Source organism: Streptococcus sp. 27098_8_70 (genome assembly GCF_041432215.1).
GTDB classification, from domain to species: domain Bacteria; phylum Bacillota; class Bacilli; order Lactobacillales; family Streptococcaceae; genus Streptococcus; species Streptococcus oralis_CP.
Genome location: NZ_JAPVZD010000001.1, coordinates 552,494 through 574,167, shown reverse-complemented (window position 1 = coordinate 574,167; position 21,674 = coordinate 552,494). Strand labels below are relative to the sequence as shown.

Below are 21,674 nucleotides of genomic sequence, written 5' to 3'. Positions count from 1 at the left end.
AAAGAAGATGTTAGAATTTATCGAATACCCAAAATGTTCAACTTGTAAGAAAGCAAAAAATGAATTGGATCAACTTGGACTGGACTACAAAGCTGTCCACATCGTAGAAGAAACACCAAGTGAAGATGTGATTTTGAAGTGGTTGGAAACTTCCGGTTTTGAAGTGAAACAATTTTTCAATACTAGCGGGATCAAATACCGCGAACTGGGCCTAAAAGATAAGGTGGGAAGTTTGTCAAAACAAGAAGCAGCCAAGCTTCTAGCGAGTGATGGTATGTTATTGAAACGTCCAATTTTGGTGGAGAATGGTGCTGTTAAACAAATCGGCTATAGAAAACCCTATGAGAACTTAGGTTTGAGATAGTTTTTATTTATCTCCTTGATAGGTAAAATATATAGCCTCCCTGTTTTAAAGTGTGATAAACTAGAAGATAGACAAAGTCTGAGTAGCCCGTAGCAAATAATTTGCTTGCGCGCAGAAGTATGATAGAATGAATCATTATCAGGAGAGGATGTTTTTATGACTGTTACAACATTTTTAGCATCAGATTGGTACCAAAGTTTGATGCAATTCATTCCGGATGGTAAGCTCTTTAGTTTGCGTTCGGTCTTTGATGGAATTCCAAGGATTGTCCAACAACTGCCTACAACCTTGATGTTGACGCTTGGAGGTGCACTCTTTGGTTTGCTACTTGCCCTGATTTTTGCCATTGTTAAGATCAATCGTGTTAAGATTTTATATCCCTTGCAGGCCTTTTTCGTCAGCTTCTTAAAAGGTACCCCAATCCTAGTTCAACTTATGTTGACCTACTACGGAATTCCTTTAGCACTGAAAGCTATCAACCAACAATGGGGAACTGGTCTCAATATCAATGCGATTCCAGCAGCGCTTTTTGCGATTGTGGCCTTTGCTTTTAATGAGGCGGCTTATGCAAGTGAAACGATTCGTGCGGCCATCCTTTCTGTTAATCCAGGTGAAATTGAGGCGGCACGCAGTTTGGGTATGACTCGTGCGCAAGTATACCGTCGCGTGATTATTCCAAATGCAGCGGTGGTAGCGACACCGACTTTGATTAATTCCCTTATCGGTTTGACCAAAGGAACTTCTCTAGCCTTTAGCGCAGGTGTTGTGGAGGTCTTTGCCCAAGCTCAGATTTTAGGTGGAGCAGATTACCGCTATTTTGAACGCTTCATCTCCGTTGCTCTCGTTTACTGGGTGGTCAATATCGGAATTGAAAGCCTCGGCCGTTTCATCGAGAGAAAAATGGCTATCTCAGCGCCGGATACAGTGTCTACAGATGTGAAAGGAGACCTTCGTTAATGATTAAGATTTCGAATTTAAGCAAATCCTTTTCAGGACAGACAGTCTTGAATCATCTGAACTTGGATATCCAAAAAGGGGAGGTAGTTGCTTTGATTGGTTCATCTGGAGCTGGGAAATCAACCTTCCTTCGTAGTTTGAACTACCTTGAAACTCCAGATAGTGGAACGATTCAGATTGACAATTTTAAAGTTGATTTTTCTCAGATTAGCCAAGAGGAGATCCTAACCCTTCGTCGCAAGTTGTCCATGGTTTTCCAACAGTTTAATTTGTTTGAACGCCGAACAGCTCTTGACAATGTCAAGGAAGGTTTGGTTGTCGTTAAAAAATTATCGGACGAGGAAGCAACAAAAATCGCTAAGGAAGAGTTGGCCAAGGTTGGTCTTTCTGACCGTGAAAACCATTACCCTCGACACTTATCAGGTGGACAAAAGCAACGGGTTGCCCTCGCGCGTGCGCTTGCTATGAAACCAGATGTCTTGCTCTTGGACGAACCCACTTCAGCCCTTGACCCAGAGTTGGTCGGTGAAGTAGAAAAGTCTATTGCAGATGCTGCCAAGTCTGGTCAGACCATGATTTTGGTCAGTCACGATATGTCTTTTGTAGCCCAAGTGGCAGACAAGGTTTTATTCCTAGATAAAGGAAAAATCATCGAGTCTGGCACACCGGATGAAATCATCAATCATCCGAAAGAAGAACGAACAAAAGAATTCTTCGCTAGTTACAAACGGACTTATATTTGATATAATAGAAAAAGGAAAACTCAGTTAGTTGGACTAGCTGAGTTTACTCTTTAAAAAAGATAGAAACGAGAGAAATCATGCTACTGCATCTATTTTCTTTGTATTTCGAGAGTTTGATCTTAACTACCATCCTTGTCGTGATTTTTCTGGGGATTTGGATCGGATTGAGAGCCATGTCTGGTGTGGACAAGACAGCCAAAGCTCGCCAAGCTCATCTCTATGATATGATTATGATTGGAGTTTTGGTCGTTCCGGTATTATCCTTTGCCGTCATGAGTTTGATCTTGGTTTTCAAGGCATAATCCTTGCGTGACTAGCAAGAATGAGTTAGAATAAAGATAGTTACAACAAGAAAGAAGGAATCGAAATGTACGATACGATTATTGTCGGTGCTGGACCTGCGGGAATGACCGCTGCCTTATATGCTGCTCGCAGCAATCTGAAAGTGGCTTTGATTGAAGGTGGTCTGCCAGGCGGGCAAATGAATAACACATCTGATATTGAAAACTATCCAGGTTATGCCAACATCAGTGGACCTGAATTGGCTGAAAAGATGTTTGAACCACTTGAAAACCTTGGAGTGGAGCATCTTTATGGCTATGTTGAAAATATTGAAGACCAGGGTGACTATAAGAAGGTAATCACTGATGATCAAGTATACGAAACCCGTACTGTCATTGTAGCAACTGGTTCTAAACACCGTCTTTTGGGAGTTCCCGGAGAAGAAGAACTGAACAGTCGAGGTGTTTCTTACTGTGCGGTCTGTGATGGAGCTTTCTTCCGTGATCAAGACTTGCTCGTAGTCGGTGGTGGAGATTCAGCGGTAGAAGAAGCTCTCTTCTTGACTCGCTTTGCCAAGTCCGTCACTATTGTTCACCGTCGAGATGAACTTCGTGCCCAAAAGGTTTTGCAAGACCGTGCTTTTGCAAATGAGAAAGTCAACTTTATCTGGGATTCTGTTGTCAAGGAAATCAAAGGTGAAAACCGAGTAGAATCTGTCGTATTTGAAAATGTAAAAACGGGTCAAGTGACAGAGCAAGCCTTCGGTGGTGTCTTTATCTATGTCGGTTTGGATCCTGTTAGCGATTTTGTTAAAGAATTGAATATTCAAGACCAGGCAGGCTGGATTGTGACAGATAATCACATGAAGACGGCCGTTGACGGTATCTTTGCAGTTGGAGATGTTCGCCAGAAAGACCTTCGCCAAGTGACAACAGCAGTTGGAGATGGGGCTATCGCTGGTCAAGAAGCCTACAAGTTTATTACAGAACATAGTTAAGAAAAAAGTTTCCAATCACTTGATTGGAAACTTTTTTATAGTCGGTTTCGGAAAACTTCGTACATGAGAATGGCTGCAGCAACACTGGCATTGAGACTTTGAACATGCCCATTCATCGGAATGGTAATCATCTCATCAACCTGTTTTTTGATGTTGCTGGAGATGCCTTTTCCTTCATTTCCGATGATGAGGGCGATTTTCCCTTTTGTATTCCACTTGTGGCAAGGAGTACCGTTCATATCCGTTCCAAAGGTCCAGAAGCCTTCAGCCTTGAGTTTGTCTAGGGTTTGACTGAGGTTGGTAACTCGCACAATCGGTACATGCTCAATAGCACCTGTGGCCGTTTTGGCAACGACAGGAGTCACTCCGACAGCACGGTGCTTGGGAATGATGACACCTGAAACATTGGTCGCATCAGCAGTCCTTAAGATAGAGCCTAAGTTGTGAGGGTCAGTTAGACCATCCAGAATCAATAGCAAAGGATTTTCTTCTTGGCGTGTTTTGGCAAGGATGTGATCAAGTTCGCTATAGGCAAATTCTGACACTCGTAAAACAAAACCTTGGTGGACAGCGCCTTCGGTCATTTCAGACAGGGATTTTTTTGAAGTCCAAGAGATGGATACCTTCTTTTCTGTAGCCAGTTCCTTGACTTTTTCAACATTCTTACCTCGAAGATCTTCTTGGAGGTAAAGTTTATTTCCAGTGTTTGCAAGGAGGGCTTCTGTAACGGCGTGGACGCCATAGACAATATCATTTGTTTTCATGCCTCTATTATAACACAAAACCCCGTCTTGCAACGGGATTTTCTTTATTCAAGGATGAGGAGACCATCTTTGACAGCAAATGGATCTTTCTCATTGATACGATCGTAAAACATAATTCCGTTTAGATGATCAATTTCATGTTGGACAACGATAGAGTTGTATCCTTTGAGCTTGATACGGTGTTTTTCGCCATCTTTGTCAAAGTAGTCAACAGTAACGCGAGCATGGCGGACAACATAGCCTGGCACGTTTCGGTCAACAGACAGGCAACCTTCTCCTTCGCCAAGAGCAGCGTCCTGAACAGAGTGAGAGACAATTTTTGGATTGTACATAATAGCTTGCAAGTCGTAGGCTTCCTGTGGAGTTTCACCTTCTTCCACAATATTTGGGACCAAGACGGCAATAATGCGTTTTGAAATATCGAGTTGGGGAGCAGCCAATCCAACACCACCGCGGAGCCCCATTTTCTCAGCCATAACAGGATCTTGGGAATGTTTGAGGAATTGCATCATCTTTTCGCCAAGGATGATTTCCTGGTCAGACAGTGGGAAAGTAACTTCCTCAGCAACTGCGCGAAGAGTTGGATTCCCCTCGCGGATAATATCGTTCATATCAATTAAGTGAGCAGCTTTTGTAATACGTTCTATTGCAGACATTTTCTCTCCTTTCATTACCTCTACATGATAACACAAAATAGGCGAGAAAGAAAGTCGCAGAAGTTCCTAAAAAATAATATAATAAACGGTATTCCTCTTTTGTCTGTGGTATAATAAAAGAAAAGACTTGCACCAAAAAGCAAGGGGGAATAAAGATGGAAAAGCGACAAGATAGACGGTCTCAGGGCTCTCTTTATGGGGTGTGGAGAACTAGTGTGGATTTCTTTCGGAATTATAAATCCTGGACCAATGCCCAGTTTATTATTGTGTTATTGCTTGCAGTTGCCTTATCCATGGGGGGGAACTTATTAGTTCGAGCAGTACAAGGTAGTAAGGGAACAAGCCCTGGTAGCCAAACTCTTGATTCAGCTAGTACATCTGGTCAATCCAAGGAAGATCAGTCTGGTGAAACAACGGCACGTATCATGGCAAATGGTGACCTTCTTTATCATATCCCTATCTACCGAACAGCTCTTAAAGAAGATGGGACCTATGATTTCCATGAAAATTTTGAGTATGTAAAACCCTGGCTCAAACAAGCGGATTTGGTGATTGGTGACTTTGAAGGAACGGTGAACAAGGACCACTACTTGGCAGGTTATCCTCTTTTTAATGCACCAGGGGAAGTCATGGATGCGATCAAGGATGCAGGCTACCAAGTTCTAGACTTGGCTCATAATCATATTTTGGATTCTCAAATTGAGGGAGTGGTTTCAACGGCTCAAGCTATTGAAAAGGCTGGAATGACACCCATCGGAGTCTACACACATGAATCCCGTGACCAAGCCCCTATAGTCATCAAGGAAGTCAATGGTATCAAGGTAGCTCTCCTGGCCTATTCTTATGGTTTTAATGGCATTGAGCAGTATATCTCTCAAGAGGACTATAATCGCTATCTTTCTGATTTGAATGAAGATAAGATGAAGGCAGAAATCGAGCGCGCAGAGAAAGAAGCGGATATTACTGTCATCATGCCTCAGATGGGAATTGAGTACCAGCTAGAACCAACGGAAGAACAGAAAACACTGTACCATAAGATGATTGACTGGGGAGCTGATATTATCTTTGGAGGACATCCTCACGTCGTTGAACCTGCCGAAACAGTTGAAAAAGATGGTGACAAAAAACTGATTATCTATTCCATGGGAAATTTCCTCTCAAATCAACGCATTGAAACCATGCAAGACGAGGAAAATGCCAAGTGGACAGAGCGCGGTGTTCTTATGGATGTGACCATTAAGAAAAAAGATGGAAAGACAAGGATTGAAACCGCCAAAGCGCATCCTACTTGGGTCAATCGAACACCTAAAGGAACTTACTCTCCAGAAGGCTATCCGCTTTTCCTCTATCAGACCTATATCCTAGAGGACTTCATCGAGGGGGGCAGTCACCGTGACAAGTTGGACGAGGCGACCAAGGAACGAATTGACACGGCCTATAAAGAAATGAATGAACATGTAGGGTTGAAGTGGTAGACGCTCGCCCTAAAGGAGACGAGATGACGATTAAATTAATTGCAACGGATATGGATGGAACTTTGCTGGATCCAAGAGGGCAACTGGACTTGCCGCGTTTAGAAAAGATTTTAGACCAATTAGATGAACGAGGTATCCGTTTTGTCATTGCGACGGGGAATGAAGTTCACCGTATGAGGCAATTACTAGAACACTTGGCGAGTAGAGTAGTTCTAGTCGTTGCCAATGGGGCGCGTATTTTTGAAAACAATGAACTGATTCAAGCGCAGACCTGGGATGATGCTATGGTTGACAAGGCTCTCCTTCATTTTAAAGGGAGAGAGTGCCGAGATCAGTTCGTCGTCACTAGTATGAACGGGAGTTTTGTCAAGGAAGGGACTGTTTTTACAGACCTAGAAAAATTTATGACACCAGAGATGATTGAAAAACTTTACCAAAGGACCAATTTTGTGGATGAGCTAAACTCAGACCTCTTTGGAGGAGTTCTAAAGATGAGCATGGTCGTTGGTAAAGAGCGATCCAGTTCTGTTTTGCAGGAAATTAATGATCTCTTTGATGGTCATGTAAGAGCTGTTTCTAGCGGTTATGGTTGTATCGATATCCTACAGGCTGGTGTTCACAAGGCTTGGGGATTGGAAAAATTACTCAAGCGCTGGAATTTGCAATCGGAACAAATCATGGCCTTTGGTGATAGTGAAAATGATGTTGAGATGTTGGAGATGGCTGGAATTGCCTATGCTATGGAAAATGCAGATGATAATGTCAAGGCAGTTGCGACTGCCCTAGCACCAGCTAACAGCCAGGCGGGCGTTTATCAAGTTCTAGAGAATTGGTTAGAGAAAGAGGGATAGGGTGGCAGTACAGTTATTAGAGAATTGGCTCTTAAAGGAGCAGGAAAAGATTCAAACCAAGTATCGTGAATTGAATCAAGTTTCTGTCCTAGAGCCAGATATCATCTTTATTGGTGATTCGATTGTGGAATATTACCCTCTGCAAGAGTTGTTTGGGACGGCAAAGACGATTGTTAATCGTGGCATTCGAGGCTACCAGACGGGACTTTTGCTAGATAACCTAGATGCCCATCTTTATGGTGATGCTGTGGATCAAATTGTTCTCTTAATTGGGACAAATGATATTGGAAAAGATATTCCCATGAATGATGCTTTGGATAATCTTGAGCGTGTAATCCAATCGATTGCCCGAGAATATCCGCTGTCACAAATAAAGCTCCTTTCCATTCTGCCAGTCAATGAGGGAGAAGAATACAAGCAGACAGTATATATTCGTACCAATGAAAAGATCAGAGAATGGAATCAAGCCTATGAGGCTCTAGTCTCCGCCTATATGCAAGTAGATTTTCTACCAATTTATGATAGTTTGGCAGATTCAGAAGGGCAACTTCAATCAGCCTATACAACAGATGGGCTCCATCTAAGTGTAGCCGGTTATCAAGCCTTATCAGAAGCCTTAAAAGGGGTTCTTTTCTAAAGAAACGGCTTGATTTTGCATTTTTTTTGAAGATAGGTTATAATAGTTCTAACATCCTGGGGTCGTTACGGATTCGACAGGCATTATGAGGCATATTTTGCAACCCGTGTGGCGACGTAAACGCTCAGTTAAATATAACTGCAAAAAATAACACTTCTTACGCTCTAGCTGCCTAAAAACCAGCAGGCGTGACCTGATTTGGATTGCTCGTGTTCAATGACAGGTCTTATGATTAGCGAGATACGATCAAGCCTTGTCTAGTGGTTTGATAAGAGATTAATAGACTCGCAGTTCCTAGGCTTGAGTTATGTGTCTAGGGATTGTTAAAACAATACATAACCTATGGTTGTAGACAAATATGTTGGCAGGTGTTTGGACGTGGGTTCGACTCCCACCGGCTCCATTATGAACAGGTATACAGTAGATTTTTTCCAAATTATATCCTTTGTTGTATCCTTCGTTGTATCCTATTTATTCTAGTGTGTTAGTGGAGAATTACTCAAGAGGCTGAAGAGGACGGTTTGCTAAATCGTTAGGTCGGGTAACTGGCGCGGGGGTTCGAATCCCCCATTCTCCGTTAGATAAACCCAGTGTTTTTCTAAACAACTATCCTTGGAGGTAGTCTCCAAGAGTAAATTTTCATAAAGAGGTGAAACATGAAAAAGATCAAGTTACTAAGTATCTTAGCACTTTCAACAGTTGTCTTGGGTGCATGTTCTGTATTTTCTAATCAGTCATCTGAAGCTTCTTCTGATAACAAGGAGAATACGGAACAAGTTGAGAAGAAAGATGAAGCTGCAGAAGTTAAAGAAAAAGTTACAAAAGATGCTGAGATTCTCTTAGACTCAGTTCTTACTAGCGACTCTGCTCGATTTAAGAAGATTTATGGCGACACTTATGAAAAATGGACTGAGGCAGTATTTGCTGTACAAACAAGTGAAAAAATCAAAGAAGAAGGGCTTTCACCTGCATCTACCTATTCAGTACAATGGCACAAAGATTTCCCTGTAGAAACTCCAGAAGAAACCATTTCAGGTTTCTTGAAGATGAGACGTAGATTATATCAAGATATCGGTTCTTACACTGTTAAAGACGTGAAGGTTGATGAATCAGGAAATACAGCGACTGTTACTTTCAACTCTAAGAAGTTACACTCTAAAGGATTGGCTTCATCTACAAGGGAAGTTCTCACTACTCTTATTGGAGGTGTTGATAACCTAGGTAAATACAATCAAGCTGGTTCAAACGTTGACATCAAGCGTTACCAAACATTGGTTTCTTACTGGATTTTTGAGCATCTATTCAAGAAAGATTTCTCAACCTACAGTGACGTTGATCCTAACTTAGCTCATACACCTTTCACTACTGGTGATTTTGATACTGAAATCAAATTAACTAAGGATAAGGATGGAAACTGGCTGATTTCACAAGAAGATTACCGTACTTTGGCAACAGAGTTGCTTGATGATACAGAAGGTTATGATAAAATTGTCCGTAAAAACTCAACTAAGTCTAATGATAAATCAACAGACAAGTCTTCTGATAAATCTTCAAACAAATCCACTGATAAATCAACAGACAAATCTTCAGATAAAAAAGATAAAAGCAATATCTAATCACAAGATTTAGAAGAAAAACAAGTAGTCAAAATAAACTACTTGTTTTTTGATGAAATCAAAGTGATTCTAGGATAGGGAAGGATACAGAAAAATATGGTGTGATAGTTAGAGTAACTCAGCCTTTCATTTCTAGATATTGTTCTTAGAACGATAAAAAACTGCATTGAGGTGCAGTTTTTCTTTTTTCTACGGAAGACATGGGATTCGAACCCACGCACGCTGTTATACGCCTACCGCGTTTCCAACACGGCCTCTTAAGCCTCTTGAGTAATCTTCCAATACTTACTCAAATAGTCTACCATAAAGCCACTTATCTTGCAATAAAAATGTTGGAATAGACAAAAATGATAGAATTTGAAAGAAAATGATAAAAAATGCTTGACTTTGATAGAAATTGTGCTAGAATGAATAGTGTAAACGATAACAGGAGGTGATTTGGTGTTAAAAACTGAGCGGAAGCAACTGATTTTAGAAGAGTTAAATCAACATCATGTGGTTTCCCTAGAAAAATTGGTTAGTCTATTAGAAACATCAGAATCAACGGTACGAAGAGATTTGGATGAGTTGGAGGCGGAAAACAAGCTTCGCCGTGTGCATGGTGGAGCAGAATTACCCCACTCCTTGCAGGAAGAAGAAACCATCCAAGAAAAATCTGTCAAAAACCTTCAAGAGAAGAAGCTACTGGCTCAGAAAGCAGCCTCTCTTATTAAGGAAAAAGATGTCATTTTTATCGATGCTGGAACGACAACTGCTTTTTTAATCAAGGAATTGGTTAATAAGAATATTACAGTTGTGACCAACTCCATTCACCATGCGGTTCAGTTGGTTGAAAAACAGATTCCAACTGTCATGGTTGGAGGAAGTGTCAAGATGGCAACAGATGCATGTATCGGTGGTGTTGCTCTTAACCAAATCAATCAATTGCACTTTGACCGTGCCTTTGTTGGGATGAATGGTGTAGACGATGGTTATTATACGACTCCTGATATGGAGGAGGGAGCCGTTAAGCGTGCTATTTTAGAGAATGCCAAACAAACCTATGTCTTAGTGGATTCGTCTAAGATTGGACAAACTTGCTTTGCCAAGGTAGCACCACTTAAACGCGCTATTGTCATCACAAGTCAAGGGCATGAGCTCTTGCAGGCTATTAAGAAGAAAACGGAGGTAATAGAAGTATGATTTATACAGTCACACTCAATCCATCCATTGACTATATCGTGCGCTTGGACCAAGTTCAAGTCGGTAGTGTCAATCGTATGGACAGTGATGATAAGTTTGCTGGTGGGAAAGGAATCAATGTCAGTCGTGTTTTGAAACGCTTGGGTATTCCAAATACTGCGACTGGATTTATCGGAGGTTTTACTGGTAAATTTATCACAGATACCCTTACAGAGGAAGAAATCGAAACTCGTTTTGTCCAAGTAGCAGAAGATACTCGCATCAATGTCAAGATTAAAGCAGACCAAGAAACAGAAATCAACGGGACTGGTCCAAATGTGGAACCGGCTCAGCTAGAAGAGTTGAAAGCTATTTTGTCTAGTCTGACAGCAGATGATACGGTTGTGTTTGCGGGTTCGAGTGCTAAGAATCTAGGTAATGTTATTTACAAAGATTTGATTGCCTTGACACGCCAGACTGGTGCGCAAGTGGTTTGTGACTTTGAAGGACAGACCTTGATTGATAGTTTGGACTACCAGCCACTTTTGGTTAAACCAAACAATCACGAGCTTGGAGCTATCTTTGGAGTGAAACTCGAAAGTTTAGATGAAATCGAGAACTATGCTCGTCAGTTACTGGCCAAAGGAGCTCAAAACGTTATTATCTCCATGGCTGGCGACGGTGCTCTTCTTGTCACATCTGAGGGAGCTTACTTCGCCAAACCTATCAAGGGAACAGTCAAAAATTCAGTCGGGGCTGGTGACTCTATGGTAGCTGGATTTACAGGTCAATTTGTCAAATCAAAAGACGCAATAGAAGCCTTCAAATGGGGAGTTGCTTGTGGCACAGCAACGACCTTCTCAGATGACTTGGCAACAGCGGACTTTATTAAAGAAACATATGAAAAAGTTGAGGTAGAAAAACGATGAAAATTCAAGACCTATTGAGAAAAGATGTCATGTTGCTGGATTTACAGGCAACTGAAAAAACAGCTGTCATCGAAGAGATGATTCATAGCTTGGTAGATCACGGTTACGTGACGGATTTTGAAACCTTTAAAGAAGGAATTTTAGCGCGTGAAGCTCTCACTTCCACTGGTTTGGGTGATGGAATCGCTATGCCTCACAGTAAAAATTCTGCTGTCAAAGAAGCAACGGTTCTCTTTGCTAAGTCAAACAAGGGTGTTGACTACGAAAGCTTGGATGGGCAACCAACAGACCTCTTCTTCATGATTGCTGCTCCAGAAGGTGCCAATGATACTCACTTAGCAGCCTTGGCAGAATTGTCTCAATACTTGATGAAAGATGGTTTTGCTGACAAACTTCGTCAAGTAACATCTGCAGATCAAGTTATCGAACTCTTTGACCAAGCTTCAGAAAAAGCTGAGGAACCTGTTCAAGTACCTGCTAATGACTCTAGCGACTTTATCGTAGCTGTTACAGCTTGTACGACAGGTATCGCCCACACTTACATGGCCCAAGAAGCCCTTCAAAAAGTAGCTGCTGAAATGGGTGTTGGGATCAAGGTCGAAACCAACGGTGCTAGCGGTGTTGGTAACCAACTAACTGCAGAAGACATTCTCAGGGCTAAAGCTGTTATCATCGCAGCAGACAAGGCCGTTGAAATGGATCGTTTTGATGGCAAACCATTGATCAATCGTCCAGTTGCTGATGGTATCCGTAAGACGGAAGAGTTGATCAACTTGGCTCTTTCAGGAGATGCTGAAGTTTATCGTGCTGCCAATGGAGCAAAAGCTGCAACAGCAAGCAATGAAAAACAAAGTATCGGTGGAGCTTTCTACAAACACTTGATGAGTGGTGTTTCCCAAATGTTGCCATTCGTTATCTGTGGTGGGATCATGATTGCCCTTGCTTTCTTGATCGACGGAGCTTTTGGTGTGCCACAAGATAGCCTTGGCAATCTCGGATCCTACCATGAGCTAGCTTCGATGTTCATGAAAATTGGTGGAGCAGCCTTTGGCTTGATGCTTCCAGTCTTTGCAGGATATGTTGCCTACTCTATCGCTGAAAAACCAGGTTTGGTAGCTGGTTTCGTGGCTGGTGCTATTGCCAAAGAAGGTTTTGCCTTTGGTAAAATTCCTTATGCCGCAGGTGGTGAAGCAACTTCAACTCTTGCAGGTGTCTCATCTGGTTTCCTAGGTGCCCTTGTTGGTGGATTTATCGCAGGTGCCTTGGTTCTTGCTATCAAGAAATACGTAAAAGTTCCTCGTTCACTTGAAGGTGCTAAATCTATCCTTATCCTACCGCTTTTCGGAACAATCTTGACAGGATTTGTTATGTTGGCTGTCAACATTCCAATGGCAGCAATCAACACTGCTATGAATGATTTCCTAGGCGGTCTTGGAGGAGGTTCAGCTGTTCTTCTTGGTATCGTTCTTGGAGGCATGATGGCTGTTGACATGGGTGGACCAGTCAACAAAGCTGCTTATGTCTTTGGTACAGGTACGCTTGCAGCGACTGTTTCTTCAGGTGGTTCTGTAGCCATGGCAGCAGTTATGGCTGGAGGAATGGTTCCACCACTTGCCATCTTTGTCGCAACCCTTCTTTTCAAAGATAAATTTACTAAAGAAGAACGTAACTCTGGTTTGACAAACATCATCATGGGCTTGTCATTCATCACTGAAGGAGCGATCCCATTTGGTGCAGCAGACCCAGCTCGTGCGATTCCAAGCTTTATCCTTGGTTCAGCAGTAGCAGGGGGACTCGTTGGTCTTGCAGGAATCAAACTCATGGCACCACACGGAGGAATCTTCGTTATCGCCCTAACTTCAAATGCCCTTCTTTACCTTGTCTCTGTCTTGGCAGGCGCAATTGTAAGTGGTGTGGTTTATGGTTACCTACGCAAACCACAAGCATAAAAAGTATTAGAATAGAAAGATTGTTACCATTTGGTGCAATCTTTTTCTCTATTCGAAATGGCTGTGAAATATGGTATAATAAAAGAATGGTAAACAAGAATACTACAAAAACAAGACGGAGACCGTCTAAAGCAGAACTTGAAAGAAAACAGGCTATCCAGAGGATGTTGATTTCCTTAGGGATCGCCTTGTTATTGATTATTGCAGCCCTTAAACTCGGTGCAGCAGGTGTCACTCTTTACAATCTCATTCGACTGGTGGTTGGAAGTTTGGCCTATGTGGCCATAGGTGCCCTCCTCATCTATCTTTTTCTTTTTAAATGGATCCGCAAGCAAGAGGGACTTCTGTCAGGATTTCTTTGTATCTTCGCTGGCTTGCTCTTGATTTTTGAGGCCTACTTGGTATGGAAATATGGCTTGGAGCAGTCAGTTCTAAAAGGGACCTTGTCTCAAGTTATGACGGACCTGACTGGTATGCGGGTGACTAGCTTCGCTGGTGGAGGCCTGCTTGGTGTTGGACTTTATATCCCCATAGCCTTTCTTTTCTCAAATATCGGATCGTACTTTATTGGAGTTCTCTTGATTCTAGTTGGGGCACTCTTAGTTAGTCCTTGGTCTATTTACGATGTCGCAGCCTTTATTGGAGCTCAGTTCAGATCTTTCATGGAAAAACAGGAACAGAGAAAACAGGAACGCTTCATCAAGAGAGAAGAAGAGAAGGCTCGTCAAGAAGCTGAAGAAGCCGCCAGAATTCAGAGAGAACAAGAAGAACAGGATGCGCTGCCGCTTCCTCCTGTAGATCCTGAAACGGGAGAAATCTTATCAGAAGTACCAGACTACGATTTCCCCCCAATTCCTGAGGAAGAATGGATCGAACCGGAGATTATCCTCCCTAAAACTGATTTTGACGTTCCTGATGTGGAAGAAGACTTTGAGGATGAAGAGGTACAGGTTGATTTTTCTGCTAAGGAAGCCCTTGAATACAAGCTACCAAGCTTGCAACTCTTTGCGCCAGATAAACCCAAAGATCAGTCCAAGGAAAAGAAGATTGTTCGAGAAAATATCAAAATCCTAGAAGAAACCTTTGCCAGCTTTGGTATCAAGGTGACGGTGGAACGGGCTGAAATCGGCCCATCAGTAACCAAGTATGAAGTCAAGCCAGCAGTTGGTGTACGGGTTAACCGTATTTCCAATCTGGCAGACGACTTAGCGCTGGCTCTTGCGGCCAAGGATGTTCGGATTGAGGCTCCAATCCCTGGTAAATCCTTAGTCGGAATTGAGGTTCCTAACTCTGAAATTGCGACCGTTTCCTTCCGTGAACTCTGGGAACAGTCTCAGACTAAACCAGAAAATCTCCTCGAAATTCCTCTAGGTAAGGCTGTCAATGGAACAGCTCGAACCTTTGACCTTTCCAAGATGCCCCACCTACTCGTTGCAGGTTCGACGGGATCAGGGAAGTCAGTCGCAGTTAACGGTATTATCGCTAGCATTCTGATGAAAGCAAGACCCGACCAGGTCAAGTTTATGATGGTGGATCCAAAGATGGTTGAGTTATCGGTTTACAATGACATTCCTCACCTCTTGATTCCAGTTGTGACCAATCCACGCAAGGCCAGCAAGGCCCTGCAAAAGGTTGTGGATGAGATGGAAAATCGTTACGAACTCTTTGCTAAGGTTGGAGTACGAAATATCGCTGGTTACAATGCCAAGGTCGAGGAATATAATAGCCAATCTGAGTACAAACAAGTACCGCTGCCTTTGATTGTTGTCATTGTGGACGAGTTGGCAGACCTCATGATGGTGGCTAGCAAGGAAGTGGAAGATGCCATCATTCGTCTCGGACAGAAGGCGCGTGCTGCAGGGATTCACATGATTCTCGCAACGCAACGTCCATCGGTTGATGTCATCTCTGGTCTTATCAAGGCCAATGTCCCATCTCGTGTGGCTTTTGCAGTTTCATCAGGTACAGATTCACGAACCATCTTGGATGAGAATGGAGCAGAAAAACTGCTTGGTCGAGGAGATATGCTCTTTAAACCAATTGATGAAAATCATCCAGTCCGTCTGCAAGGCTCCTTTATCTCGGATGATGATGTTGAACGTATCGTAAACTTCATCAAGGCTCAGGCAGATGCGGACTACGATGAAAGCTTTGACCCAGGAGATGTTCCTGAAAATGAAGGAGATTTTTCTGATGGTGAAGCTGGTGGCGATCCGCTTTTTGAAGAAGCCAAGGCTTTGGTTATCGAAACCCAGAAAGCTAGTGCTTCGATGATTCAGCGTCGTTTGTCAGTTGGATTTAATCGTGCGACCCGCCTGATGGAAGAGCTCGAAATGGCAGGTGTCATCGGTCCAGCTGAGGGAACCAAACCACGAAAAGTATTGCAACAATAAAAAAATAGCTTCTTTCCAAATTTGGAAAGAAGCTATTTTGGTGATTACTGGTTCGTTTTAGTTTCAGAACTCGTCGTATTTGACTGTGTTCCGTTATCGCTTGTTTCTTTATTTGTAGCTGGTGTAGAAGAGTCCTGAGTTGTTGTTTTCTGCTCTTCTTTTTTCTCCTCTTTTTTATTGGTTTGAGAAGTTTCTTCTTGCGTGGTATTTTCTTTAGTAGAAGTGTTGTCCCTGTTAGGAGTAGTATTTTCCTGAGGGGATTCTTTTTGAATTTCCTTGACAACAGTTGTTTGAGTTGTCGTCGGTTCTTTTTTGTTGTTTTTGTTATTGTCCATGGCGTTCATGATGGTGATAGTAGCGGTGATGAGACCAAGGATACTACCGATGGTAGCAATCGTTTTTTGAAAGACAGTAAATCCCTTTTTGATGTGTTCTGTTTTTGATTTATTAGAAGTTCTACGATAGTTAGACATGATACTCTCCTTTGATTATGATTTATTATACCTCATTTCTTTAAAAAAATCTTAAAAAAAGAGAAACCTCCCTTTCTTGTCGCAGGTCTCTTTTCGTGATACAATAGAAGGAGTGATTTTAGAAAGCGTGAGAAAACATGATCTACTTTGATAATTCGGCAACGACCAAGCCTTATCCTGAAGCACTTGAGACCTATATGCAGGTTGCTTCAAAAATTGTAGGAAATCCATCTAGCCTCCATCGTTTGGGAGACCAGGCAACACGAATTTTAGATGCTTCCCGGCAGCAAATTGCAGATTTGATTGGGAAGAAGAGTGATGAAATCTTCTTTACCTCAGGTGGTACAGAAGGAGATAACTGGGTCATCAAGGGTGTGGCCTTTGAAAAAGCCCAGTTTGGCAAGCACATCATCGTATCAGCTATTGAGCATCCAGCAGTCAAGGAGTCAGCACTCTGGCTGAAAAGTCAAGGTTTTGAGGTGGATATTGCCCCAGTTGATGAGAAAGGATTTTTAGATGTCAAGGCTCTAACAAGTTTGATACGACCTGATACAATCCTTGTCTCCATCATGGCAGTTAACAATGAAATCGGCTCTATCCAGCCTATTGAGGCTATTTCAAAACTGTTAGCAGATAAGCCGACTATTTCCTTCCATGTTGATGCAGTTCAAGCACTTGCTAAGATTCCGACTGAAAAATACTTGACGGATCGAGTGGATTTTGCGACCTTCTCAAGTCATAAATTTCATGGTGTCAGAGGTGTTGGATTTGTCTATATCAAGTCTGGTAAGAGGATCATGCCTCTTTTAACTGGTGGTGGTCAAGAGGGAGACTATCGTTCGACAACTGAAAATGTGGCAGGGATTGCTGCAACAGCCAAAGCTCTCCGTTTGGCTATGGAAAATCTAGACTTATTTACTGCTAAGACAAGCCAGATGAAGGCAGTCATTCGTCAAGCCCTTCTGGATTATCCAGATATTTTTGTCTTTTCAGATGAGGAAGACTTTGCCCCTCATATCCTGACTTTTGGGATTAAGGGTGTTCGTGGTGAAGTCATCGTTCACGCCTTTGAAGACTATGATATTTTCATTTCCACAACCTCTGCTTGTTCGTCCAAGGCAGGGAAACCTGCGGGGACCTTGATTGCCATGGGAGTGGACAAAGATAAGGCCCAGTCAGCTGTGCGTCTAAGCCTAGACTTGGAAAATGATATGAGTCAAGTCGAGCAGTTTTTGACCAAGCTAAAATTAATTTACAATCAAACTAGAAAAGTAAGATAGGAGCATTTATGCAGTATTCAGAAATTATGATTCGTTACGGAGAATTGTCAACCAAGCACAAAAATCGTATGCGTTTCATCAATAAACTTCGTAATAATATTTCAGACGTTTTGTCCATCTATCCCCAAGTTAAGGTAACCGCAGATCGCGACCGTGCCCACGCTTACCTCAATGGAGCTGATTACACAGCAGTAGCAGAATCACTCAAACAAGTCTTTGGAATTCAAAATTTTTCTCCTGTGTATAAGATTGAAAAGTCAGTGGAAGTTCTGAAGTCTGCTGTCCAAGAGATTATGAAGGAAATCTATAAGGAAGGGATGACCTTTAAAATCACTAGTAAGCGAAGCGACCACAACTTTGAATTGGATAGTCGTGAACTGAATCAAACTCTTGGTGGAGCTGTTTTCGAGGCCATTCCAAACGTGCAAGCTCAGATGAAAAATCCAGATATTAATCTTCAGGTTGAGATTCGAGAAGAGGCTGCCTATCTTTCCTATGAAACTTTTCGTGGAGCAGGAGGATTACCTGTGGGAAGTTCTGGTAAAGGTATGCTCATGTTGTCAGGAGGGATTGACTCACCTGTAGCAGGTTATCTAGCTCTTAAACGTGGGGTAGATATTGAGGCGGTTCACTTTGCCAGCCCGCCATATACTAGTCCTGGTGCCCTCAAGAAAGCACACGATTTGACTCGAAAATTGACCAAGTTTGGTGGCAATATCCAGTTTATCGAGGTGCCTTTTACAGAGATTCAAGAGGAAATCAAGGCTAAAGCGCCAGAAGCCTACCTCATGACCTTGACCCGTCGTTTTATGATGCGCATTACCGACCGTATTCGAGAGGTGAGAAATGGTTTAGTTATCATCAATGGGGAAAGTCTTGGTCAAGTAGCTAGCCAGACCTTGGAAAGCATGCAGACTATCAACGCTGTGACCAGCACTCCAGTCATTCGTCCCGTGGTTACGATGGACAAGTTGGAAATCATTGACATCGCGCAGGAAATCGATACTTTTGAAATTTCAATCCAGCCTTTTGAAGACTGCTGTACTATTTTTGCGCCTGACCGTCCTAAGACCAATCCTAAGATAGAGAATGCAGAGCAGTATGAAAAACGCATGGATGTTGAAGGCTTGGTTGAGCGAGCAGTGGCTGGTATCATGATTACTGAAATCACTCCCCAGGTTGAAAAAGATGAAGTCGATAACTTGATTGACAATCTCCTCTAATCAGAAAATCCAGAAGAATTCAGAAAAACAAATGAAAAAAGTTAGTTATTTATCCTTAAAATGGACAATTACTGACTTTTTTTCTATTTTTATGGTATAATGAGATAAAATTTTGAATATAGAGAGTTTTCTGACAATGAATCATTCCTACTTTTATTTAAAAATGAAAGAACACAAACTTAAGGTTCCTTATACAGGAAAAGAGCGTCGTGTGCGTGTGCTCCTGCCAAAGGACTACGAGAAAGACACAGACCGTTTTTACCCTGTTGTTTACTTTCATGATGGGCAAAATGTCTTTTACAGCAAGGAGTCTTATATCGGACACTCTTGGAAGATTATTCCAGCCATTAAACGAAATCCAGACATCAGCCGCATGATTGTCGTTGCTATAGATAATGACGGCATGGGGCGGATGCATGAGTATGCGGCTTGGAAGTTTCAAGAATCTCCTATCCCAGGCCAGCAGTTTGGCGGTAAGGGTGTGGAGTATGCCGAGTTTGTCATGGAGGTGGTCAAGCCTTTTATCGATGAAACCTACCGAACCAAAGCTGATCGCCAGCACACGGCTATGATTGGTTCGTCACTAGGAGGCAATATTACCCAGTTTATCGGACTAGAGTACCAAGACCGAATTGGTTGTCTAGGTATCTTCTCATCTGCCAACTGGCTTCACCAAGAAGCCTTTAACCGCTATATCGAGCGTAAGAAATTGTCGCCTGAACAGCGCATTTTCATCTATGTAGGAACAGAAGAAGCAGACGATACGGACAAGACCTTGATGGCTGGCAATATCAAGCAAGCCTATATCGATTCGTCGCTTCGCTATTACCGTGATTTGATTGCAGGTGGAGTACACTTGGATAATCTGGTCTTGAAAGTTCAGTCTGGTGCTATCCATAGTGAAATCCCTTGGTCGGAAAATTTACCAGACTGTCTTCGATTTTTTGCAGAGAAATGGTAAGTTAAGAAAGGAGAAAGCCAATGCATATTGAAAACCTCAGCCACTGGAGTGGCAATCTCAACCGTGAAATGTACCTCAACCGTTATGGACATGCTGGGATTCCAGTTGTTGTTTTTGCTTCATCTGGTGGCAGTCACAACGAATACTATGATTTTGGCATGATTGATGCCTGTGCTTCCTTTATCGAGGAAGGACGTGTCCAGTTCTTTACTCTCTCCAGTGTGGACAGTGAGAGCTGGTTGGCCACTTGGAAAAATGGTCATGACCAGGCGGAGATGCATCGTGCTTATGAACGTTACGTGATTGAGGAGGCCATTCCTTTTATCAAGCATAAGACAGGTTGGTTTGATGGCATGATGACGACAGGTTGCTCAATGGGGGCCTACCATGCACTCAATTTCTTTCTCCAGCATCCAGATGTCTTTACCAAGGTGATTGCCCTCAGTGGTGTTTACGACGCGCGTTTCTTCGTTGGCGATTACTACAATGACGATGCAATTTACCAAAACTCACCTGTAGATTATATCTGGAATCAAAACGACGGCTGGTTTATTGATCGTTACCGTCAGGCAGAAATCGTCGTCTGTACGGGCCTTGGTGCCTGGGAACAAGACGGTCTACCATCTTTCTACAAGCTTAAAGAAGCCTTTGACCAGAAACAAATTCCAGCCTGGTTTGCTGAATGGGGGCACGATGTCGCCCACGACTGGGAATGGTGGCGTAAACAAATGCCCTATTTTCTTGGACACCTGTATCTATAAAAGGAGTTGCCTATGAATTACCTTGTTATTTCTCCCTACTATCCACAAAACTTTCAACAGTTTACTATCGAACTAGCTCGTAAAGGCATCACAGTCTTGGGGATTGGTCAAGAACCATACGAGCAACTGGATGAGCCTTTGCGCAATAGTCTGACCGAGTATTTCCGTGTAGACAATCTTGAGAACATAGGCGAAGTCAAACGTGCTGTTGCCTTTCTGTTCTACAAGCATGGCCCAATTGACCGCATCGAGTCCCACAATGAATACTGGCTTGAACTAGACGCAACACTCAGAGAGCAATTCAATATTTTTGGTGCCAAACCAGAGGATCTCAAAAAGACCAAGTTTAAGTCTGAGATGAAGAAACTTTTCAAAAAAGCAGGCGTCCCTGTGGTACCTGGTGCTGTTATCCATACGGAAGCAGATGTGGATAGAGCAGTTGAGATGATTGGTCTACCAATGATTGCCAAACCTGATAACGGAGTGGGAGCGGCAGCAACCTTTAAGCTTGAGACAGAAGACGATGTAAATCACTTCAAGGAAGAATGGGACCATTCAACCGTTTATTTCTTTGAAAAATTTGTCACTTCTAGCGAAATCTGTACCTTTGACGGACTTGTGGACAAGGATGGTAATATCGTCTTTTCAACGACTTTTGACTACGCCCATACACCACTTGATCTCATGATTTATAAGATGGACAATTCCTACTATGTGCTTAAGGATATGGATCCCAAACTGCGCAAGTATGGCGAGGCCATCGTCAAAGAATTTGGAATGAGAGAACGCTTTTTCCATATCGAGTTTTTCCGTGACGGGGACGACTACATTGCCATTGAGTACAATAACCGTCCCGCAGGTGGTTTTACCATTGATGTTTATAACTTTGCTCATTCCTTGGACCTTTATAGAGGCTACGCAGCTATTGTCGCAGGAGAAGAGTTTCCAAGTTCAGAGTTTGAGCCCCAGTATTGCTTGGCAACTTCACGTCGTGCCAATGCAAACTATGTTTATTCAGAAGAAGACTTGCTTGCTAAGTACAGCCAGCAATTCAAGGTCAAAAAAATCATGCCAGCAGCCTTTGCAGAGCTACAAGGGGACTACCTTTATATGCTGACAACTCCGAGTTGCCAAGAGATGGAGCAGATGATTGTAGACTTTGGTCAACGTCAAGAATAACGATTAGGACAAAAGGAGTTTGA

Annotated in this window: 21 protein-coding genes, 2 tRNA genes and 1 other RNA gene; 20 read left to right on the top strand and 4 right to left on the bottom strand. The window is 42.6% G+C overall.

Annotated features, from left to right (window positions below):
- Positions 1–7: 7 nt before the first annotated feature.
- From O3655_RS02825 to trxB, 5 genes are all read left to right on the top strand, one after another.
- Positions 8–364 carry an arsenate reductase family protein gene (locus O3655_RS02825; RefSeq protein ID WP_057488562.1) on the top strand — a complete coding sequence of 119 codons (357 nt, stop codon included), beginning with the start codon at positions 8–10 and terminating at the stop codon, positions 362–364.
- Positions 365–520: 156 nt separating this feature from the next.
- Positions 521–1,321 carry an amino acid ABC transporter permease gene (locus tag O3655_RS02820; protein WP_049490755.1) on the top strand — a complete coding sequence of 267 codons (801 nt, stop codon included), beginning with the start codon at positions 521–523 and terminating at the stop codon, positions 1,319–1,321.
- Positions 1,321–2,064, top strand: a complete 744-nt coding sequence (locus O3655_RS02815; RefSeq protein WP_000590997.1) for an amino acid ABC transporter ATP-binding protein — start codon at positions 1,321–1,323, stop codon at positions 2,062–2,064. Before O3655_RS02820 ends, O3655_RS02815 begins: the two co-directional genes overlap by 1 nt.
- A gap of 77 nt (positions 2,065–2,141) precedes the next feature.
- Positions 2,142–2,366 (top strand): DUF4059 family protein, encoded by a 225-nt coding sequence (locus O3655_RS02810; protein ID WP_371641153.1) that lies wholly within the window; start codon positions 2,142–2,144, stop codon positions 2,364–2,366.
- Between the two features lie 65 nt (positions 2,367–2,431).
- Positions 2,432–3,343 carry a thioredoxin-disulfide reductase gene (gene trxB, locus O3655_RS02805; RefSeq protein ID WP_049520742.1) on the top strand — a complete coding sequence of 304 codons (912 nt, stop codon included), beginning with the start codon at positions 2,432–2,434 and terminating at the stop codon, positions 3,341–3,343.
- Positions 3,344–3,378: 35 nt separating this feature from the next.
- Here trxB and rlmB read toward each other — a convergent pair whose 3' ends face one another.
- Complete coding sequence (gene rlmB, locus O3655_RS02800) at positions 3,379–4,107, bottom strand: 23S rRNA (guanosine(2251)-2'-O)-methyltransferase RlmB (RefSeq protein WP_042902491.1); 729 nt, start codon at positions 4,105–4,107, stop codon at positions 3,379–3,381.
- Between the two features lie 44 nt (positions 4,108–4,151).
- Positions 4,152–4,763, bottom strand: a complete 612-nt coding sequence (gene def / locus O3655_RS02795; protein WP_042767740.1) for a peptide deformylase — start codon at positions 4,761–4,763, stop codon at positions 4,152–4,154.
- A gap of 155 nt (positions 4,764–4,918) precedes the next feature.
- Here def and O3655_RS02790 point away from each other — a divergent pair, with 155 nt between their 5' ends.
- The 6 genes from O3655_RS02790 (at position 4,919) to O3655_RS02765 (ending at position 9,342) form a co-directional block, all read left to right on the top strand.
- Positions 4,919–6,238 (top strand): CapA family protein, encoded by a 1,320-nt coding sequence (locus O3655_RS02790; RefSeq protein ID WP_083306903.1) that lies wholly within the window; start codon positions 4,919–4,921, stop codon positions 6,236–6,238.
- A gap of 23 nt (positions 6,239–6,261) precedes the next feature.
- Positions 6,262–7,089, top strand: a complete 828-nt coding sequence (locus tag O3655_RS02785) for an HAD family hydrolase (protein WP_371641152.1) — start codon at positions 6,262–6,264, stop codon at positions 7,087–7,089.
- Position 7,090: 1 nt separating this feature from the next.
- Entirely contained in the window at positions 7,091–7,726 is a 636-nt protein-coding gene (locus O3655_RS02780; RefSeq protein WP_371641151.1) for an SGNH/GDSL hydrolase family protein, read from the top strand.
- Between the two features lie 58 nt (positions 7,727–7,784).
- Positions 7,785–8,132: a transfer-messenger RNA gene (ssrA, locus tag O3655_RS02775) on the top strand.
- An 83-nt stretch (positions 8,133–8,215) separates the two neighbouring features.
- Positions 8,216–8,303 (top strand) — tRNA-Ser (locus O3655_RS02770).
- A gap of 79 nt (positions 8,304–8,382) precedes the next feature.
- Entirely contained in the window at positions 8,383–9,342 is a 960-nt protein-coding gene (locus O3655_RS02765) for a hypothetical protein (RefSeq protein WP_000721422.1), read from the top strand.
- Positions 9,343–9,534: 192 nt separating this feature from the next.
- On the opposite strand, the gene O3655_RS02760 is transcribed toward O3655_RS02765, so the two are convergent.
- Positions 9,535–9,622 (bottom strand) — tRNA-Ser (locus tag O3655_RS02760).
- 161 nt (positions 9,623–9,783) lie between these two features.
- Between O3655_RS02760 and O3655_RS02755 the strand changes: the two genes are divergently transcribed.
- From O3655_RS02755 to O3655_RS02740, 4 genes are all read left to right on the top strand, one after another.
- Positions 9,784–10,524, top strand: coding sequence for a DeoR/GlpR family DNA-binding transcription regulator (locus tag O3655_RS02755; RefSeq protein ID WP_000920647.1), 741 nt, complete (start codon positions 9,784–9,786; stop codon positions 10,522–10,524).
- On the top strand, positions 10,521–11,432 hold the full coding sequence (gene pfkB / locus O3655_RS02750; RefSeq protein WP_070696957.1) for a 1-phosphofructokinase: 912 nt from the start codon (positions 10,521–10,523) through the stop codon (positions 11,430–11,432). The genes O3655_RS02755 and pfkB overlap by 4 nt, the downstream gene beginning before the upstream one ends.
- On the top strand, positions 11,429–13,381 hold the full coding sequence (locus tag O3655_RS02745; protein WP_371641150.1) for a fructose-specific PTS transporter subunit EIIC: 1,953 nt from the start codon (positions 11,429–11,431) through the stop codon (positions 13,379–13,381). The genes pfkB and O3655_RS02745 overlap by 4 nt, the downstream gene beginning before the upstream one ends.
- Before the next feature lie 86 nt (positions 13,382–13,467).
- Positions 13,468–15,774, top strand: a complete 2,307-nt coding sequence (locus O3655_RS02740; protein WP_268699733.1) for a DNA translocase FtsK — start codon at positions 13,468–13,470, stop codon at positions 15,772–15,774.
- Positions 15,775–15,818: 44 nt separating this feature from the next.
- Here the strand turns inward: O3655_RS02740 and O3655_RS02735 are convergent, their stop codons facing one another.
- Entirely contained in the window at positions 15,819–16,247 is a 429-nt protein-coding gene (locus tag O3655_RS02735; RefSeq protein WP_042902436.1) for a DUF6556 family protein, read from the bottom strand.
- Between the two features lie 137 nt (positions 16,248–16,384).
- Between O3655_RS02735 and O3655_RS02730 the strand changes: the two genes are divergently transcribed.
- From O3655_RS02730 to O3655_RS02710, 5 genes are all read left to right on the top strand, one after another.
- Positions 16,385–17,527: a cysteine desulfurase family protein gene (locus O3655_RS02730; protein WP_049490775.1), complete on the top strand. Its 1,143-nt coding sequence runs from the start codon at positions 16,385–16,387 to the stop codon at positions 17,525–17,527.
- 8 nt (positions 17,528–17,535) lie between these two features.
- On the top strand, positions 17,536–18,750 hold the full coding sequence (gene thiI / locus O3655_RS02725; RefSeq protein WP_049490776.1) for a tRNA uracil 4-sulfurtransferase ThiI: 1,215 nt from the start codon (positions 17,536–17,538) through the stop codon (positions 18,748–18,750).
- Positions 18,751–18,886: 136 nt separating this feature from the next.
- On the top strand, positions 18,887–19,711 hold the full coding sequence (locus O3655_RS02720) for an alpha/beta hydrolase (RefSeq protein ID WP_049477631.1): 825 nt from the start codon (positions 18,887–18,889) through the stop codon (positions 19,709–19,711).
- A 20-nt stretch (positions 19,712–19,731) separates the two neighbouring features.
- Positions 19,732–20,472 (top strand): esterase family protein, encoded by a 741-nt coding sequence (locus O3655_RS02715; RefSeq protein ID WP_000546816.1) that lies wholly within the window; start codon positions 19,732–19,734, stop codon positions 20,470–20,472.
- A gap of 12 nt (positions 20,473–20,484) precedes the next feature.
- Complete coding sequence (locus O3655_RS02710; RefSeq protein ID WP_371641147.1) at positions 20,485–21,651, top strand: acetyl-CoA carboxylase biotin carboxylase subunit family protein; 1,167 nt, start codon at positions 20,485–20,487, stop codon at positions 21,649–21,651.
- Positions 21,652–21,674 lie beyond the last annotated feature (23 nt).